General features: G+C 52.9%; 11 protein-coding genes, 6 tRNA genes and 3 rRNA genes. All 20 read left to right on the top strand.

Features of this window, described 5'->3' with window-relative positions:
- The first annotated feature begins 112 nt into the window (after nucleotides 1-112).
- The 20 genes from tyrS to rpoB all read left to right on the top strand — a co-directional run bounded on the left by tyrS (nucleotide 113) and on the right by rpoB (nucleotide 17,964).
- Nucleotides 113-1,312, top strand: coding sequence for a tyrosine--tRNA ligase (tyrS, locus tag K3169_RS27515; RefSeq protein ID WP_122395513.1), 1,200 nt, complete (start codon nucleotides 113-115; stop codon nucleotides 1,310-1,312).
- 503 nt (nucleotides 1,313-1,815) lie between these two features.
- A 16S ribosomal RNA gene (locus K3169_RS27510) occupies nucleotides 1,816-3,354 on the top strand.
- 96 nt (nucleotides 3,355-3,450) lie between these two features.
- Nucleotides 3,451-3,527 (top strand) — tRNA-Ile (locus K3169_RS27505).
- Nucleotides 3,528-3,571: 44 nt separating this feature from the next.
- Nucleotides 3,572-3,647 (top strand) — tRNA-Ala (locus K3169_RS27500).
- A 229-nt stretch (nucleotides 3,648-3,876) separates the two neighbouring features.
- A 23S ribosomal RNA gene (locus K3169_RS27495) occupies nucleotides 3,877-6,770 on the top strand.
- 168 nt (nucleotides 6,771-6,938) lie between these two features.
- Nucleotides 6,939-7,054, top strand: a 5S ribosomal RNA gene (rrf, locus tag K3169_RS27490).
- The 16S, 23S and 5S rRNA genes sit together here with 2 tRNA genes alongside, the layout of an rRNA operon.
- Nucleotides 7,055-7,499: 445 nt before the next feature.
- Nucleotides 7,500-8,462 (top strand): bifunctional biotin--[acetyl-CoA-carboxylase] ligase/biotin operon repressor BirA, encoded by a 963-nt coding sequence (birA, locus tag K3169_RS27485; RefSeq protein WP_255880357.1) that lies wholly within the window; start codon nucleotides 7,500-7,502, stop codon nucleotides 8,460-8,462.
- Nucleotides 8,452-9,201 carry a pantothenate kinase gene (locus K3169_RS27480; protein WP_263269081.1) on the top strand — a complete coding sequence of 250 codons (750 nt, stop codon included), beginning with the start codon at nucleotides 8,452-8,454 and terminating at the stop codon, nucleotides 9,199-9,201. The genes birA and K3169_RS27480 overlap by 11 nt, the downstream gene beginning before the upstream one ends.
- Nucleotides 9,202-9,208: 7 nt before the next feature.
- Nucleotides 9,209-9,646 (top strand): hypothetical protein, encoded by a 438-nt coding sequence (locus K3169_RS27475; RefSeq protein ID WP_255876895.1) that lies wholly within the window; start codon nucleotides 9,209-9,211, stop codon nucleotides 9,644-9,646.
- A 143-nt stretch (nucleotides 9,647-9,789) separates the two neighbouring features.
- Nucleotides 9,790-9,874, top strand: a tRNA-Tyr gene (locus K3169_RS27470).
- Nucleotides 9,875-9,899: 25 nt separating this feature from the next.
- Nucleotides 9,900-9,973, top strand: a tRNA-Gly gene (locus K3169_RS27465).
- A gap of 25 nt (nucleotides 9,974-9,998) precedes the next feature.
- Nucleotides 9,999-10,074, top strand: a tRNA-Thr gene (locus K3169_RS27460).
- A gap of 178 nt (nucleotides 10,075-10,252) precedes the next feature.
- Nucleotides 10,253-10,328 (top strand) — tRNA-Trp (locus K3169_RS27455).
- A 46-nt stretch (nucleotides 10,329-10,374) separates the two neighbouring features.
- Entirely contained in the window at nucleotides 10,375-10,743 is a 369-nt protein-coding gene (secE, locus tag K3169_RS27450) for a preprotein translocase subunit SecE (protein ID WP_027898161.1), read from the top strand.
- A gap of 9 nt (nucleotides 10,744-10,752) precedes the next feature.
- The gene (gene nusG / locus K3169_RS27445; protein WP_020290714.1) at nucleotides 10,753-11,286 is read left to right on the top strand and encodes a transcription termination/antitermination protein NusG; all 534 of its coding nucleotides are present in this window, start codon (nucleotides 10,753-10,755) and stop codon (nucleotides 11,284-11,286) included.
- A 118-nt stretch (nucleotides 11,287-11,404) separates the two neighbouring features.
- The gene (gene rplK / locus K3169_RS27440; RefSeq protein ID WP_020290713.1) at nucleotides 11,405-11,836 is read left to right on the top strand and encodes a 50S ribosomal protein L11; all 432 of its coding nucleotides are present in this window, start codon (nucleotides 11,405-11,407) and stop codon (nucleotides 11,834-11,836) included.
- Nucleotides 11,836-12,531 carry a 50S ribosomal protein L1 gene (gene rplA, locus K3169_RS27435; protein WP_032626524.1) on the top strand — a complete coding sequence of 232 codons (696 nt, stop codon included), beginning with the start codon at nucleotides 11,836-11,838 and terminating at the stop codon, nucleotides 12,529-12,531. The genes rplK and rplA overlap by 1 nt, the downstream gene beginning before the upstream one ends.
- A 195-nt stretch (nucleotides 12,532-12,726) precedes the next feature.
- Nucleotides 12,727-13,227, top strand: coding sequence for a 50S ribosomal protein L10 (rplJ, locus tag K3169_RS27430; protein ID WP_027898295.1), 501 nt, complete (start codon nucleotides 12,727-12,729; stop codon nucleotides 13,225-13,227).
- Between the two features lie 78 nt (nucleotides 13,228-13,305).
- Nucleotides 13,306-13,671, top strand: a complete 366-nt coding sequence (gene rplL, locus K3169_RS27425) for a 50S ribosomal protein L7/L12 (protein WP_027898296.1) — start codon at nucleotides 13,306-13,308, stop codon at nucleotides 13,669-13,671.
- Nucleotides 13,672-13,890: 219 nt separating this feature from the next.
- Nucleotides 13,891-17,964, top strand: a complete 4,074-nt coding sequence (gene rpoB, locus K3169_RS27420; RefSeq protein WP_027898297.1) for a DNA-directed RNA polymerase subunit beta — start codon at nucleotides 13,891-13,893, stop codon at nucleotides 17,962-17,964.
- Nucleotides 17,965-18,008: the final 44 nt, after the last annotated feature.

Raw genomic sequence — 18,008 nt, 5'->3', positions numbered from 1 at the left:
GCGGATGAATCGGCTTTCGATTCGTCCCGCAATGCTGGGCAAAACTTGTAATTGGGCGCTGATCTTGTATGGTTGGTCCCCTTTTGAAAACGGCTATTTGTAGGGGATGGATATGAGGTCGGTTGAAGAGCAGCTAGCGCTGATCAAGCGTGGGGCGGATGAGCTTTTGGTTGAGGCCGAGCTTGTGGCCAAGCTCAAGCGTGGTCAACCGCTGCGTATTAAAGCCGGGTTCGATCCTACGGCACCTGACCTGCACCTGGGTCATACCGTGCTTATTAATAAGCTGCGTCAGTTCCAGGAGCTGGGGCATCACGTCATCTTTCTGATTGGCGACTTCACTGGCATGATCGGTGATCCAAGTGGCAAAAGCGCCACGCGTCCTCCGCTGACCCGTGAGCAGGTTCTCGACTACGCCGAGACGTACAAATCCCAGGTATTCAAGATTCTTGATCCTGCCAAGACCGAGGTGGCTTTCAATTCTACGTGGATGGACAAGCTGAGTCCTGCGGATTTCATTCGTCTCTCGTCGCAGTACACCGTGGCGCGGATGCTTGAGCGTGATGATTTCGACAAGCGCTATAAAAGCAGCCAGCCAATCGCTATCCACGAGTTCCTCTATCCGTTGGTGCAGGGGTACGACTCTGTCGCTCTTCGTTCCGATGTCGAGCTGGGTGGTACCGACCAGAAATTCAATCTGCTGATGGGGCGCGAGTTGCAGCGCGCCTACGGGCAGGAAGCGCAGTGCATCCTCACCATGCCTCTATTGGAAGGTCTGGATGGTGTGAAGAAGATGTCCAAGTCGCTGGGTAACTATGTAGGTATCCAGGAAGCGCCGGGCGTTATGTACAGCAAGCTGGTTTCGATCCCGGATGCATTGATGTGGCGTTACTTCGAGCTGCTGAGCTTTCGTTCTATGGAAGAGATCAACGGCTTCAAGGCAGATTGTGAGAAGGGTGCAAACCCGCGCGATATCAAAATCAAGCTGGCTGAAGAGATCGTTGCTCGTTTCCATGGTGAAGAAGCTGCTGCCAGTGCCCACCGCTCTGCGGGTAACCGCATGAAGGAAGGTGAACTGCCAGACGATTTGCCCGAGATCTCGGTAGGTGCCCCTGAAGATATGCCGATCTCAGCCGTCCTTAATAAGGCAGGGTTGGTTAAGAACTCCGCAGTCGCCCGGGATCTGCTTGCTTCGGGTGGCGTGCGTATAGATGGTGAAGTTGTTGATCGCTCGTTCGTCTTTAAGGTGGGAGCGACTCATGTTTGCCAGGCTGGGAAGAAGGCTTTCGGGCGTATTACGCTGGTTTTGGAATAAAGCGTGAATTAGGGGTTGACGGCCTCTCGAATCTCTCTATAATTCGCACCTCTTCTGGCGCAGACAGAACGAAAAACTCCTTGTTAATCAATGAGTTGGACGATTTGGTTGGCATAGAAGAGGCTTCGATGAAGTTGATCGAAAGCGGTGAAAAAAGGCAGTTGACAGCAGGTTGTAACGCTGTAGAATTCGCCTCCCGCTAACGAGCAATGTGATGTTGATCGAAGCGCAAGTGGTTGAAGTTGATAAGGAAACTTTGAAAACTTCTTAAAATAACCGCTTGACAGATACAGAGGCTGCTGTAGAATGCGCGCCTCGGTTGAGACGAAAGATCTTAACCAACCGCTCTTTAACAATTGAATCAAGCAATTCGTGTGGGTGCTTGCGCTGTCAGACTGAAGTCAACAGATTATCAGCATCGTAAGTTACTCCGCGAGAAATCAAAGAAATAACCAACGATTGCTGAGCCAAGTTTAGGGTTTTCTCAAAACCCAAAGATGTTTGAACTGAAGAGTTTGATCATGGCTCAGATTGAACGCTGGCGGCAGGCCTAACACATGCAAGTCGAGCGGCAGCACGGGTACTTGTACCTGGTGGCGAGCGGCGGACGGGTGAGTAATGCCTAGGAATCTGCCTGGTAGTGGGGGATAACGCTCGGAAACGGACGCTAATACCGCATACGTCCTACGGGAGAAAGCAGGGGACCTTCGGGCCTTGCGCTATCAGATGAGCCTAGGTCGGATTAGCTAGTTGGTGAGGTAATGGCTCACCAAGGCGACGATCCGTAACTGGTCTGAGAGGATGATCAGTCACACTGGAACTGAGACACGGTCCAGACTCCTACGGGAGGCAGCAGTGGGGAATATTGGACAATGGGCGAAAGCCTGATCCAGCCATGCCGCGTGTGTGAAGAAGGTCTTCGGATTGTAAAGCACTTTAAGTTGGGAGGAAGGGCATTTACCTAATACGTAAGTGTTTTGACGTTACCGACAGAATAAGCACCGGCTAACTCTGTGCCAGCAGCCGCGGTAATACAGAGGGTGCAAGCGTTAATCGGAATTACTGGGCGTAAAGCGCGCGTAGGTGGTTTGTTAAGTTGAATGTGAAATCCCCGGGCTCAACCTGGGAACTGCATCCAAAACTGGCAAGCTAGAGTATGGTAGAGGGTGGTGGAATTTCCTGTGTAGCGGTGAAATGCGTAGATATAGGAAGGAACACCAGTGGCGAAGGCGACCACCTGGACTGATACTGACACTGAGGTGCGAAAGCGTGGGGAGCAAACAGGATTAGATACCCTGGTAGTCCACGCCGTAAACGATGTCAACTAGCCGTTGGGAGCCTTGAGCTCTTAGTGGCGCAGCTAACGCATTAAGTTGACCGCCTGGGGAGTACGGCCGCAAGGTTAAAACTCAAATGAATTGACGGGGGCCCGCACAAGCGGTGGAGCATGTGGTTTAATTCGAAGCAACGCGAAGAACCTTACCAGGCCTTGACATCCAATGAACTTCCCAGAGATGGGTTGGTGCCTTCGGGAACATTGAGACAGGTGCTGCATGGCTGTCGTCAGCTCGTGTCGTGAGATGTTGGGTTAAGTCCCGTAACGAGCGCAACCCTTGTCCTTAGTTACCAGCACGTTATGGTGGGCACTCTAAGGAGACTGCCGGTGACAAACCGGAGGAAGGTGGGGATGACGTCAAGTCATCATGGCCCTTACGGCCTGGGCTACACACGTGCTACAATGGTCGGTACAGAGGGTTGCCAAGCCGCGAGGTGGAGCTAATCCCATAAAACCGATCGTAGTCCGGATCGCAGTCTGCAACTCGACTGCGTGAAGTCGGAATCGCTAGTAATCGCGAATCAGAATGTCGCGGTGAATACGTTCCCGGGCCTTGTACACACCGCCCGTCACACCATGGGAGTGGGTTGCACCAGAAGTAGCTAGTCTAACCTTCGGGGGGACGGTTACCACGGTGTGATTCATGACTGGGGTGAAGTCGTAACAAGGTAGCCGTAGGGGAACCTGCGGCTGGATCACCTCCTTAATCGACGACTCAGCTGCAGCACAAGTTCCCACACGAATTGCTTGATTCATTGAAGAAGACGATTAGAAGCAGCTTTTGCTTTGCACACCCGATTTTGGGTCTGTAGCTCAGTTGGTTAGAGCGCACCCCTGATAAGGGTGAGGTCGGCAGTTCGAATCTGCCCAGACCCACCAGTTACCTGGTGAAGTTGGTCAGAGCGCGTACGACACCCGGATACGGGGCCATAGCTCAGCTGGGAGAGCGCCTGCCTTGCACGCAGGAGGTCAGCGGTTCGATCCCGCTTGGCTCCACCACTTACTGCTTCTGTTTGAAAGCTTAGAAATGAGCACTCCATCGGTTTGCATGGTGAGTGTTGATTTCTAGTCTTTGATTAGATCGTTCTTTAAAAATTTGGGTATGTGATAGAAATATAGACTGGGCACCTCTTTCACTGGTGCGTGTCCAGGCTAAGGTAAAGTTTGTGAGAACAAACTTTCGGCGAATGTCGTCTTCACAGTATAACCAGATTGCTTGGGGTTATATGGTCAAGTGAAGAAGCGCATACGGTGGATGCCTTGGCAGTCAGAGGCGATGAAAGACGTGGTAGCCTGCGAAAAGCTTCGGGGAGTCGGCAAACAGACTGTGATCCGGAGATGTCTGAATGGGGGAACCCAGCTGTCATAAGACAGTTACCTTACACTGAATACATAGGTGTATGGAGCGAACCAGGGGAACTGAAACATCTAAGTACCCTGAGGAAAAGAAATCAACCGAGATTCCCTTAGTAGTGGCGAGCGAACGGGGACCAGCCCTTAAGTGGCTTTGAGATTAGCGGAACGCTCTGGAAAGTGCGGCCATAGTGGGTGATAGCCCTGTACGCGAAAATCTCTTTGTCATGAAATCGAGTAGGACGGGGCACGAGAAACCTTGTCTGAACATGGGGGGACCATCCTCCAAGGCTAAATACTACTGACTGACCGATAGTGAACTAGTACCGTGAGGGAAAGGCGAAAAGAACCCCGGAGAGGGGAGTGAAATAGATCCTGAAACCGTATGCGTACAAGCAGTGGGAGCCCACTTTGTTGGGTGACTGCGTACCTTTTGTATAATGGGTCAGCGACTTATTTTCAGTGGCGAGCTTAACCGAATAGGGGAGGCGTAGCGAAAGCGAGTCTTAATAGGGCGTCTAGTCGCTGGGAATAGACCCGAAACCGGGCGATCTATCCATGGGCAGGTTGAAGGTTGGGTAACACTAACTGGAGGACCGAACCGACTACCGTTGAAAAGTTAGCGGATGACCTGTGGATCGGAGTGAAAGGCTAATCAAGCTCGGAGATAGCTGGTTCTCCTCGAAAGCTATTTAGGTAGCGCCTCATGTATCACTGTAGGGGGTAGAGCACTGTTTCGGCTAGGGGGTCATCCCGACTTACCAAACCGATGCAAACTCCGAATACCTACAAGTGCCGAGCATGGGAGACACACGGCGGGTGCTAACGTCCGTCGTGAAAAGGGAAACAACCCAGACCGTCAGCTAAGGTCCCAAAATCCTGGTTAAGTGGGAAACGATGTGGGAAGGCTTAGACAGCTAGGAGGTTGGCTTAGAAGCAGCCACCCTTTAAAGAAAGCGTAATAGCTCACTAGTCGAGTCGGCCTGCGCGGAAGATGTAACGGGGCTCAAACCAGGTACCGAAGCTACGGGTATCATCTTAGGATGATGCGGTAGAGGAGCGTTCTGTAAGCCTGTGAAGGTGAGTTGAGAAGCTTGCTGGAGGTATCAGAAGTGCGAATGCTGACATGAGTAACGACAATGGGTGTGAAAAACACCCACGCCGAAAGACCAAGGTTTCCTGCGCAACGTTAATCGACGCAGGGTTAGTCGGTCCCTAAGGCGAGGCTGAAAAGCGTAGTCGATGGAAAACAGGTTAATATTCCTGTACTTCTGGTTATTGCGATGGAGGGACGGAGAAGGCTAGGCCAGCTTGGCGTTGGTTGTCCAAGTTTAAGGTGGTAGGCTGAGATCTTAGGTAAATCCGGGATCTTAAGGCCGAGAGCTGATGACGAGTGTTCTTTTAGAACACGAAGTGGTTGATGCCATGCTTCCAAGAAAAGCTTCTAAGCTTCAGGTAACCAGGAACCGTACCCCAAACCGACACAGGTGGTTGGGTAGAGAATACCAAGGCGCTTGAGAGAACTCGGGTGAAGGAACTAGGCAAAATGGCACCGTAACTTCGGGAGAAGGTGCGCCGGTGGAGGTGAAGCATTTACTGCGTAAGCCCCTGCCGGTCGAAGATACCAGGCCGCTGCGACTGTTTATTAAAAACACAGCACTCTGCAAACACGAAAGTGGACGTATAGGGTGTGACGCCTGCCCGGTGCCGGAAGGTTAATTGATGGGGTTAGCTAACGCGAAGCTCTTGATCGAAGCCCCGGTAAACGGCGGCCGTAACTATAACGGTCCTAAGGTAGCGAAATTCCTTGTCGGGTAAGTTCCGACCTGCACGAATGGCGTAACGATGGCGGCGCTGTCTCCACCCGAGACTCAGTGAAATTGAAATCGCTGTGAAGATGCAGTGTATCCGCGGCTAGACGGAAAGACCCCGTGAACCTTTACTATAGCTTTGCACTGGACTTTGAATTTGCTTGTGTAGGATAGGTGGGAGGCTTTGAAGCGTGGACGCCAGTCTGCGTGGAGCCAACCTTGAAATACCACCCTGGCAACTTTGAGGTTCTAACTCAGGTCCGTTATCCGGATCGAGGACAGTGTATGGTGGGTAGTTTGACTGGGGCGGTCTCCTCCTAAAGAGTAACGGAGGAGTACGAAGGTGCGCTCAGACCGGTCGGAAATCGGTCGTAGAGTATAAAGGCAAAAGCGCGCTTGACTGCGAGACAGACACGTCGAGCAGGTACGAAAGTAGGTCTTAGTGATCCGGTGGTTCTGTATGGAAGGGCCATCGCTCAACGGATAAAAGGTACTCCGGGGATAACAGGCTGATACCGCCCAAGAGTTCATATCGACGGCGGTGTTTGGCACCTCGATGTCGGCTCATCACATCCTGGGGCTGAAGCCGGTCCCAAGGGTATGGCTGTTCGCCATTTAAAGTGGTACGCGAGCTGGGTTTAGAACGTCGTGAGACAGTTCGGTCCCTATCTGCCGTGGACGTTTGAGATTTGAGAGGGGCTGCTCCTAGTACGAGAGGACCGGAGTGGACGAACCTCTGGTGTTCCGGTTGTCACGCCAGTGGCATTGCCGGGTAGCTATGTTCGGAAAAGATAACCGCTGAAAGCATCTAAGCGGGAAACTTGCCTCAAGATGAGATCTCACTGGAACCTTGAGTTCCCTGAAGGGCCGTCGAAGACTACGACGTTGATAGGTGGGGTGTGTAAGCGCTGTGAGGCGTTGAGCTAACCCATACTAATTGCCCGTGAGGCTTGACCATATAACACCCAAGCAATCTGCGACATGCCTTGATAAGTGAAGGCAGAGCCAGATTGCGGTGACTGTGAAGACGACACGAACCGAAAGTTTGTTCGCACATTACCGAACTATCACATACCCATTCGCTGGCACGTAACCCGCAAGGGCCAACGCACCGGCAACCGAATTTCTTGACGACCATAGAGCATTGGAACCACCTGATCCCATCCCGAACTCAGTAGTGAAACGATGTATCGCCGATGGTAGTGTGGGGTTTCCCCATGTGAGAGTAGGTCATCGTCAAGATTAAATTCCAAAACCCCTGATCGCTTACGCGTTCAGGGGTTTTGTTTGTGCGTGAAGAAAAAGGATTAGCCGTAGGAGCGCGCTTGCCCGCGATGGACAACCACGCGTTGAACCTGGCACACCACTCGCTACCGGGTAGGACCGAATTCATTCGGGAAGGCTATATGTCAGGCGATACAAAAGCTGCGGGTGTACCGCCCCCTCGCGAACAAGTTCGCTCCTACCGTCCATGCGCCAAGCTCGGTAGGACCGAATTCATTCGGGAAGACACATGCACAGACGCTGCATATCCATCGGCTGAGATTTTGTCCTTCCGGATAATCCGGTCTCCCGTTTCGCGCATTCTCCCGCAGCCCGTTCAGATCCGAAATTAACCACAAGCAGTTTCTATGCATCTTCGATTTGCGTGGCTATGATGCGAGCCTTATTGAATGGCGACCTTTAAATGCTGACGTTGTTAAAGCTCCTCAAGGATGGGAAATTTCATTCAGGGCAGGCTCTGGGTGAGGCTCTCGGAGTTAGTCGTACTTCTGTGTGGAAGCAACTCCAGCAGTTGGAGTCTGAGCTGGATATTGATGTTCACAAGGTTAAGGGGCGTGGCTACAGGCTCGAAAGCCCTATATCCCTTCTGGATGCTGGCGAAATATCTGCGGTCGCTGGCAGAGCGAGTGCATGGCCTGTTGTCGTCTACGACTCAATAGGCTCGACCAATGCGGCGGCCGTAAAGCTGATTGCCGAGAATTCCCCGCCGCCCTTTGTGGTTTTGGCAGAGCGCCAGACTGCTGGCCGAGGTCGTCGAGGGCGCAAGTGGGTCAGCCCCTTTGGTGAGAATATCTACTACAGCCTGGCGCTGCGCATTGATGGTGGAATGCGTCAGTTAGAAGGATTGAGCTTGTTGATTGGTCTCGCGGTTTTGAAAACGTTACGCGAGATGGGTGTCCAGGGCGCTGGTTTGAAATGGCCAAACGATGTCCTGGTAGGGCGTCGCAAGATTGCCGGAATACTGCTGGAGTTAGTGGGGGATCCTGCAGATGTCTGTCACGTGATTATTGGCATTGGCATTAACGTGAATATGCGTGTCACGGAAGAGGTTGATCAGTTGTGGACCTCTTTGAGGTTGGAGGTCGGGTCCATGGCGAACCGTAATGAGCTCGCGGGTAAATTAACCTGCAATATCGAAGAGTATCTGTCGGTGCATCAGGCCTCGGGCTTTGAGGTATTCAGGTCTGAGTGGGAGGCAAATCATCTATGGCAAGGCTGTGCTGTGAGTTTGCTTGCGGGTAGCCAGGCAGTCGACGGCGTCGTCCTCGGCATCGATTCGCAGGGTGCCTTGCGATTGAAGGTTGGGAGTGACGAGAAAGTGTTCAGTGGTGGAGAGCTCAGCTTGAGGTTGCGTGATGATACTTGAGCTGGATTGTGGGAATAGCTTCATAAAATGGCGTGTTATTCGCCAGGATCTACCCGTCGTGCTAGCTGGTGGTGTTGTGGACTCTGATGATGGGCTCGTTGAGGCTATCGCTTCTACCTCCGGGTTGAGTCTTCAGCATAGTCGTATGGTAAGTGTCCGTAGTGCGGAGGAGACGCAGAAGCTGACTCTCAGGATTGAGGAGTCATTTGGTCTTCAAACTCAGTGCGCGAGCTCGGCCAAGGTGCTAGCGGGTGTCAAGAATGGTTATGAGGCCTATGAGCGCTTGGGCCTTGATAGGTGGTTGGCGCTGGTTGGTGCTTATGCAACTGTAGGTACGTCCTGTCTTGTCATTGATCTAGGTACCGCGGTCACTTCGGATTTCGTTAATGCTCAGGGTGAGCACCTTGGGGGGTTTATATGCCCAGGCATGCCGTTGATGCGCGGGCAGTTGCGAACTCATACTCGTCGTATTCGATATGACGATGCGGCGGCTGAAGAGGCGCACTCGAGCTTCGCTCCCGGGCGTTCGACTGCAGAGGCGGTAGAGCGAGGCTGCGCCCTTATGTTGAGAGGCTTTGCTGTGTCTCAACTGGAGCTTGCGCATCAATACTGGGGGGATGACTTTGTTGTCTTTGTAACCGGGGGAGATGCAGGGTTGGTCACGGGGGTTACGCCCGGCGCGAGGCTTGTGCCTGACCTGGTGTTTGTCGGGCTTGCATTAGCCTGTCCTTTGCTCTGAGGTTTCTATGCGGTGGTTATTTCTTTTGCTGCTGATGTTGAATGGCTTTTACTACGTGTGGCATCAGCAGGAAGCTCCGTTAAGGGCCAAAGAGATTTTGCCGTTATCCCTGCATCGGGCTGAGCAGCAGAATATACATCTGCTAAGTGAGTCCGGAGTTGAGAGTGATCAAGCGTCAGATCGAGAGGCGCAAGACAAGTGCCTCTACCTTGGTGGCTTCTTGCGACAGGATGAGGCTCGTACGATTGAACAGAGGCTCATAAGCCTGGATGTTCAGACGCAATCTCACGTACAGCATCTTGGAGGTGTTAATACGTACTGGGTCAAAATAGATCCTGCCAGTCGCCGACTTGTGGGGGATAGTCTCCTGGAGGCGCTGTCAAAAGATTTCCCTGAGCTAAAAAGCAAAATTATGTTGTGCGAAGGCATTGCAACCGGAGAGTAGTTTGCATAGAATGGCGCCCGCTTCGCAGTGCTTGATAATTTGTCAGGGAGTGTAAAGCGTTAGTCAACGCATGTAACCTCAGGTTTTTACTGAGAAAAAGGTTGACAGAAGGGTAGCATGAGTTGAGAATGCTGCCTCGTTCAGGAGGGGTTCCCGAGCGGCCAAAGGGATCAGACTGTAAATCTGACGTCTACGACTTCGAAGGTTCGAATCCTTCTCCCTCCACCATATTTCAGGCTGTGCAGCAAGTTAGGCGGGTATAGTTTAGTGGTAGAACCTCAGCCTTCCAAGCTGATGATGCGGGTTCGATTCCCGCTACCCGCTCCAGATTTGTTGTATGTCCAAAGAGTTTGCTCTTGTAGCTCAGTTGGTAGAGCACACCCTTGGTAAGGGTGAGGTCAGCGGTTCAAATCCGCTCAAGAGCTCCATTATAAAGGCAGATATGCAAATATCTGCCTTTGTTTTACTGATCGGTTTGCTGTCATTTCAAGGCGATCAGTTGGTTTGGTGTTCACTGCTTATCCCTGTTGGGTGTGAAGGCAAAGCCAAAAGGCTGTTGAAAAATTCTTGTTGGGCTGGCATATTGGTCGGCCTGATTTTGCTTTTAGGTCAGTAGCTCAATTGGCAGAGCGACGGTCTCCAAAACCGTAGGTTGGGGGTTCGATTCCCTCCTGACCTGCCAGATTCACTAGATTGTATCTGGCTTTCTTTTCACAGGATTACCGTAGATGACTCTCAAGGCTGAAGCCCAAGAATCTCGCTTCGATCTGCTCAAGTGGCTGGTTGTGGTCGCTCTGATAGTGGTTGGAGTTGTCGGTAATCAATACTACTCAGCTCAACCTATTTTGTATCGCGTCCTGGTCCTGCTTGTGCTGGCTGGGGTTGCTGCATTTGTTGGTTTGCAGACTGCTAGAGGCAAGGCTTTCTTTGTTTTGGCAAAGGAGGCTCGTGCTGAAATTCGCAAAGTCGTTTGGCCGACTCGCCAAGAAACCACTCAGACCACGTTGATTGTTGTGGCTGTTGTTCTGGTTATGGCGTTGCTGTTGTGGGGGCTTGATTCCCTGCTCGGTTGGCTTGTTTCCTTGATTGTTGGCTAAGGGTGTCCCGTGGCTAAGCGTTGGTACGTAGTGCATGCTTATTCGGGTTACGAAAAGCATGTAATGCGCTCGTTGATCGAGCGTGTGAAGCTGGCTGGCATGGAAGATGGCTTCGGCGAAATTCTGGTTCCCACTGAAGAAGTGGTGGAGATGCGTAACGGCCAGAAGCGCAAAAGTGAGCGTAAATTCTTCCCAGGTTATGTGCTGGTCCAAATGGACATGAATGAAGGTACTTGGCACTTGGTCAAGGATACCCCTCGTGTCATGGGCTTCATTGGTGGTACGGCTGACAAGCCTGCTCCAATCACAGATAAAGAAGCTGACGCGATTCTTCGTCGTGTGGCTGATGGTAGTGACAAGCCTAAACCCAAGACTCTGTTTGAGCCGGGTGAAGTCGTTCGCGTCACAGACGGTCCGTTCGCAGATTTCAATGGCACTGTCGAAGAAGTTAATTACGAGAAGAGCCGCATTCAAGTTGCAGTGCTCATTTTCGGTCGCTCTACTCCGGTGGAGCTGGAGTTCAGTCAGGTCGAAAAGGTCTAGCTGAGCGAGAATCCCATACCCCGTAGCCGTAGGCTGTGGGGTTTTTTCGTCACTGGGATAAACGTGCAAGTAACCGGGGAGCCTTTATTGGCGTTTGAACCCGTAATTGGAGTGCCTCATGGCCAAGAAAATTACCGCTTACATCAAGCTGCAAGTGAAAGCTGCTCAAGCTAACCCAAGCCCGCCAGTTGGTCCGGCCCTGGGTCAGCACGGCGTGAACATCATGGAATTCTGTAAGGCCTTCAACGCCCGTACTCAGGGTCTTGAGCCAGGTCTGCCGACTCCAGTGATCATCACTGTCTATAGCGACCGTAGCTTCACTTTCGAAACAAAGAGCACCCCTGCTTCGGTTCTGCTGAAGAAAGCTGCTGGTCTGACTAGCGGTTCGGCACGTCCGAACACCGTTAAAGTTGGCACCGTGACTCGTGCACAGCTGGAAGATATCGCTAAAGCAAAAAATGCGGATCTGACTGCTGCTGACATGGAAGCGGCCGTGCGTACCATCGCCGGTTCCGCTCGTAGCATGGGCCTTAACGTGGAGGGTGTGTAATGGCTAAGCTGACTAAGCGCCAAAAAGCTATCGCGGCTAAAATCGAGCCGGGCAAATCTTACAGCTTCACCGACGCAGCTACCCTGCTGGCCGAGCTGTCGACCGTCAAGTTCAGCGAGTCCGTTGACGTTGCTGTAAACCTCGGCGTAGACCCGCGTAAATCTGACCAGGTTGTTCGTAGCGCTACTGTGCTGCCGCACGGCACTGGCAAGACTGTTCGCGTTGCTGTGTTCACCCAGGGTCCTGCTGCAGAAGCCGCTCTGGCTGCTGGCGCTGATCGCGTTGGTATGGACGATCTGGCTGCCGAAATGAAAGGCGGCGACCTGAACTATGACGTCGTTATCGCTTCCCCGGACGCGATGCGTGTTGTTGGTCAGTTGGGTCAGATCCTCGGTCCTCGCGGCCTGATGCCTAACCCTAAAGTCGGCACTGTTACTCCTGACGTTGCTAACGCCGTCAAGAATGCCAAGGCTGGTCAGGTTCGTTATCGCACCGACAAAAACGGCATCATCCACACTTCAGTTGGCAAGGTCGGTTTCGACGCAGTCAAACTGAAAGAAAACGTTGAAGCTCTGATCGCTGATCTTAAGCGTATCAAGCCTGCTTCTTCGAAAGGCATCTACGTTAAGCGCGTAACCTTGAGCACCACTATGGGCCCAGGCCTGGTGATCGACCAGGGTTCCCTGGACGCGTAAGACAAATTGGTGCGCGCGCCGCACCAATGAAAAAATTGGGGTCCCTGCCTGGCGGGGGCTATCCAAGACCGTAGGCGGCGCAAGTCTTAAAATACAAGCCTACGCAGATGGTGCTCCCGGTTCCTTACCGAATCAGACACCAAAACGACATTTGGCTCAGGTCAGATGAAACGGTAACAAGCAGGAGTTAAACCCGTGGCAATTAAACTCGAAGACAAGAAGGCCATCGTCGCTGAAGTCAACGAGGCTGCCAAAGTCGCTCTGTCTGCTGTCGTGGCTGATGCCCGTGGCGTGACAGTAGGCGCAATGACCGGACTCCGTAAAGAGGCTCGTGAAGCTGGCGTTTACGTACGTGTTGTACGTAACACCCTGCTCAAGCGCGCTGTTGAAGGTACTGATTTCAGTGTCCTCAACGATGCGTTCACCGGCCCGACCCTGATTGCGTTCTCCAACGAACATCCTGGCGCTGCTGCCCGTTTGTTCAAAGAGTTCGCCAAGGGTCAGGATAAGTTCGAGATCAAGGCAGCTGCGTTCGAGGGCAAGTTCCTCGCAGCTAATCAGATCGACGTACTGGCAACCTTGCCGACCCGTGACGAAGCAATTTCCCAGCTGATGAGCGTGATTCAAGGCGCTACCAGCAAGTTGGCTCGTACTCTGGCGGCTATTCGCGACCAAAAAGAAGCTACCGCAGCCTAAGGCTCCGTACCTCCTTTCGCGTATTTTTGTTTATTTCGATGGTCGCGTAGGCCGTCCCCCAATTCAGGAATTAGATTCATGTCTATCTCTCAAGACGATATCCTCAACGCAGTTGGCGAAATGTCCGTTCTGCAGGTTGTTGAGCTGATCAAAGCATTCGAAGAAAAGTTCGGTGTTACTGCCGCTGCTGCTTCTGCTGGTCCAGCTGCTGCTGCCGCTGTTGTTGAAGAGCAAACTGAATTCAACGTCATGCTGCTGGAAGCTGGCGAGAAGAAAGTTAACGTCATCAAGGCTGTACGTGAGCTGACCGGTCTGGGCTTGAAAGAAGCCAAGGCTGTAGTTGACGGCGCACCAGCTCTGGTTCTGGAAGCAGTTGCGAAAGACGCTGCTGACAAAGCCAAAGCTACGCTGGAAGAAGCAGGCGCTAAAGTCGAGCTGAAGTAAGTATCGACTTTGAGTGTCCAGCCCAAGCGTTAAGCGAAAGGCTGATGGCTGGTGGCTCTTGCCACCGGCCTTTTTCCGTTATAGATGACTGGCTCGGCCGGCATTCATAGCGTGTAAAACCACCGGTAATGGTGGCGCAAACCAAGGGGTTTGCACGATTTTCTGGCTGCTCCCGTCGGGAGGAGCCAAACAAGCAGGTGACCAAGCTGGGGAACGCTGATGGCTTACTCATATACTGAGAAAAAACGTATCCGCAAGGACTTTAGCAAGTTGCCGGACGTAATGGATGTGCCGTATCTCCTGGCCATCCAGCTGGATTCGTATCGCGAATTCCTGCAAGCGGGAGCTACCAAAGATCAGTTCCGCGACGTCGGTCTGCATGCAGCCTTCAAATCCGTTTTCCCGATCATCAGCTACTCCGGCAATGCTGCGCTGGAGTATGTAGGTTATCGCTTGGGCGAACCGGCATTTGATGTCAAAGAGTGCGTGCTGCGCGGTGTGACTTACGCTGTACCTCTGCGAGTAAAAGTCCGTTTGATCATTTTCGACAAAGAATCGTCGAACAAAGCGATCAAGGACATCAAAGAGCAAGAAGTCTACATGGGTGAAATCCCCCTGATGACTGAGAACGGTACCTTTGTTATCAATGGTACCGAGCGCGTTATCGTTTCCCAGCTGCACCGTTCCCCGGGCGTGTTCTTCGACCACGACCGCGGCAAGACGCACAGCTCCGGCAAGCTGCTTTATTCCGCTCGTATCATTCCTTACCGCGGTTCGTGGCTGGACTTCGAGTTCGATCCAAAGGACTGTGTATTCGTCCGTATCGACCGTCGTCGCAAGCTGCCTGCGTCGGTATTGCTTCGCGCGCTTGGCTACACGACAGAACAGGTTCTTGACGCGTTCTACACCACCAACGTGTTCCACGTTCATGGTGAGAACCTTAGTCTGGAACTGGTTCCTCAGCGCCTGCGCGGTGAAATTGCCGTCCTGGATATCCTGGATGACAAAGGCAAGGTTATTGTCGAGCAAGGTCGCCGTATCACGGCTCGTCATATTAACCAGCTGGAAAAAGCCGGTATCAAGCAACTGGAAGTGCCTCTGGACTACGTCCTTGGTCGCACCACTGCCAAGGTCATCGTGCATCCGGCTACCGGCGAAATCATTGCTGAGTGCAACACCGAGCTGAACACTGAAATCCTGGCAAAAATCGCCAAGGCTCAGGTTGTTCGCATCGAAACGTTGTACACCAACGATATCGACTGTGGTCCGTTTGTATCTGACACGCTGAAGATCGATTCCACCAGCAATCAACTCGAAGCGCTGGTTGAGATCTACCGCATGATGCGTCCAGGCGAGCCGCCTACCAAGGATGCAGCAGAGACTCTGTTCAACAATCTGTTCTTCAGTCCAGAGCGCTATGACCTCTCTGCTGTTGGCCGGATGAAGTTCAACCGTCGTATCGGTCGTACCGAGATCGAAGGTTCGGGTGTTCTGTGCAAAGAAGATATCGTCGCCGTTCTCAAGACGCTGGTTGATATCCGTAACGGCAAAGGCATCGTCGACGACATCGACCACTTGGGTAACCGTCGTGTTCGTTGTGTTGGCGAGATGGCTGAAAACCAGTTCCGCGTTGGCCTGGTGCGTGTTGAGCGTGCAGTCAAAGAGCGTCTGTCTATGGCAGAAAGCGAAGGCCTGATGCCTCAGGACCTGATCAACGCCAAGCCAGTTGCCGCTGCTGTTAAAGAGTTCTTCGGTTCCAGCCAGCTTTCGCAGTTCATGGACCAGAACAACCCGCTTTCCGAGATCACTCACAAGCGTCGTGTCTCTGCACTCGGCCCTGGTGGTTTGACTCGTGAGCGTGCTGGCTTTGAAGTTCGTGACGTACACCCGACTCACTACGGTCGTGTATGCCCGATTGAAACGCCGGAAGGTCCGAACATCGGTCTGATCAACTCCTTGGCTGCTTATGCGCGCACCAACCAGTACGGCTTCCTTGAAAGTCCGTACCGTGTTGTTAAAGACGCTCTGGTAACTGACGAAATCGTTTTCCTCTCAGCTATTGAAGAAGCCGATCACGTCATTGCTCAGGCTTCTGCGGCAATGAACGACAAGAAGGTCCTGATCGACGAGCTGGTTGCCGTACGTCACTTGAACGAGTTCACCGTCAAGGCTCCAGAAGACGTGACATTGATGGACGTATCGCCGAAGCAGGTAGTTTCGGTTGCGGCCTCGCTGATCCCGTTCCTCGAGCACGACGACGCCAACCGTGCGTTGATGGGTTCCAACATGCAGCGTCAGGCTGTTCCTACTCTGCGTGCTGACAAGCCGCTGGTAGGTACTGGCATGGAGCGCAACGTGGCTCGCGACTCCGGCGTTTGCGTCGTGGCTCGTCGTGGCGGCGTGATCGACTCTGTTGATGCAAGCCGTATCGTGGTTCGTGTTGCTGATGATGAAGTTGAAACCGGTGAAGCTGGTGTCGACATCTACAACCTGACCAAGTACACCCGCTCCAACCAGAACACCTGCATCAACCAGCGTCCGCTGGTGAGCAAGGGTGATCGTGTTGAGCGTAGCGACATCATGGCTGATGGTCCGTCCACCGATATGGGTGAGCTGGCTCTGGGTCAGAACATGCGCATCGCGTTCATGGCATGGAACGGCTTCAACTTCGAAGACTCCATCTGCCTGTCCGAGCGTGTTGTTCAGGAAGATCGTTTCACCACGATCCACATTCAGGAACTGACCTGTGTGGCGCGTGACACCAAGCTTGGCCCTGAAGAAATCACTGCAGACATCCCGAACGTGGGTGAAGCTGCACTGAACAAACTGGACGAAGCCGGTATCGTTTACGTAGGTGCTGAGGTTGGTGCTGGCGACATTCTGGTAGGTAAGGTCACGCCTAAAGGCGAGACCCAGCTCACTCCAGAAGAAAAACTGCTGCGTGCTATCTTCGGTGAGAAGGCAAGCGACGTTAAAGACACCTCCCTGCGTGTACCTACCGGTACCAAGGGTACTGTCATTGACGTTCAGGTCTTCACCCGTGATGGTGTTGAGCGTGACGCTCGCGCACTCTCTATCGAGAAAACTCAGCTGGACGAGATCCGCAAGGACTTGAACGAAGAGTTCCGTATCGTAGAAGGCGCTACTTTCGAACGTCTGCGTTCCGCTCTGGTTGGCCGTAAGGTCGAAGGCGGCGCTGGCTTGAAGAAAGGTCAGGACATCACCGACGAAGTTCTCGACGGTCTTGAGCACGGCCAGTGGTTCAAACTGCGCATGGCTGAAGATGCTCTGAACGAGCAGCTCGAGAAGGCTCAGGCTTACATCGTTGACCGTCGCCGTCTTCTGGATGACAAGTTCGAAGACAAGAAACGCAAACTGCAGCAGGGCGATGACCTGGCTCCAGGCGTTCTGAAAATCGTCAAGGTTTACCTGGCAATCCGTCGTCGCATCCAACCGGGCGACAAGATGGCCGGTCGTCACGGTAACAAAGGTGTGGTCTCTGTGATCATGCCGGTTGAAGACATGCCGCACGATGCCAATGGCACCCCGGTCGACATCGTTCTCAACCCGTTGGGCGTTCCTTCGCGTATGAACGTTGGTCAGATTCTCGAAACTCACCTGGGCTTGGCGGCCAAGGGCTTGGGCGAGAAGATCAACCGCATGCTCGAAGAGCAGCGTAAAGTTGCTGAACTGCGTAAGTTCCTGACCGAGATCTATAACGAGATCGGTGGCCGTCAAGAGAAGCTGGAAGACTTTAGCGATAAAGAAATCCTGGATCTGGCGAAGAACCTGCGTAATGGTGTGCCAATGGCTACGCCTGTGTTCGACGGCGCCAAGGAAGTTGAAATCAAGGCAATGCTCAAACTGGCAGATATGCCAGAGAGCGGCCAGATGCAGCTGTTCGATGGTCGCACCGGCAACAAGTTCGAGCGTCCGGTTACCGTTGGCTACATGTACATGCTGAAGCTGAACCACTTGGTGGACGACAAGATGCATGCGCGTTCCACTGGTTCTTACAGCCTCGTTACCCAGCAGCCGCTGGGTGGTAAGGCTCAGTTCGGTGGTCAGCGTTTCGGGGAGATGGAGGTGTGGGCGCTGGAAGCATACGGCGCGGCCTACACTCTGCAGGAAATGCTCACAGTGAAGTCGGACGATGTGAACGGCCGTACCAAGATGTACAAAAACATCGTGGATGGCGATCACCGTATGGAGCCGGGCATGCCCGAGTCCTTCAACGTGTTGATCAAAGAAATCCGTTCGCTCGGCATCGATATCGATCTGGAAACCGAATAACACGTGACGCGAATCGAGGGTGGGTCGGTATGACTGCCCTCTGC

The sequence above is a fragment of the Pseudomonas phytophila genome (assembly GCF_025643095.1).
Lineage (GTDB): Bacteria > Pseudomonadota > Gammaproteobacteria > Pseudomonadales > Pseudomonadaceae > Aquipseudomonas > Aquipseudomonas quasicaspiana.
The sequence above is the reverse complement of the archived record's forward strand: the minus strand, read 5'-3'. Positions and strand labels throughout refer to the sequence as shown.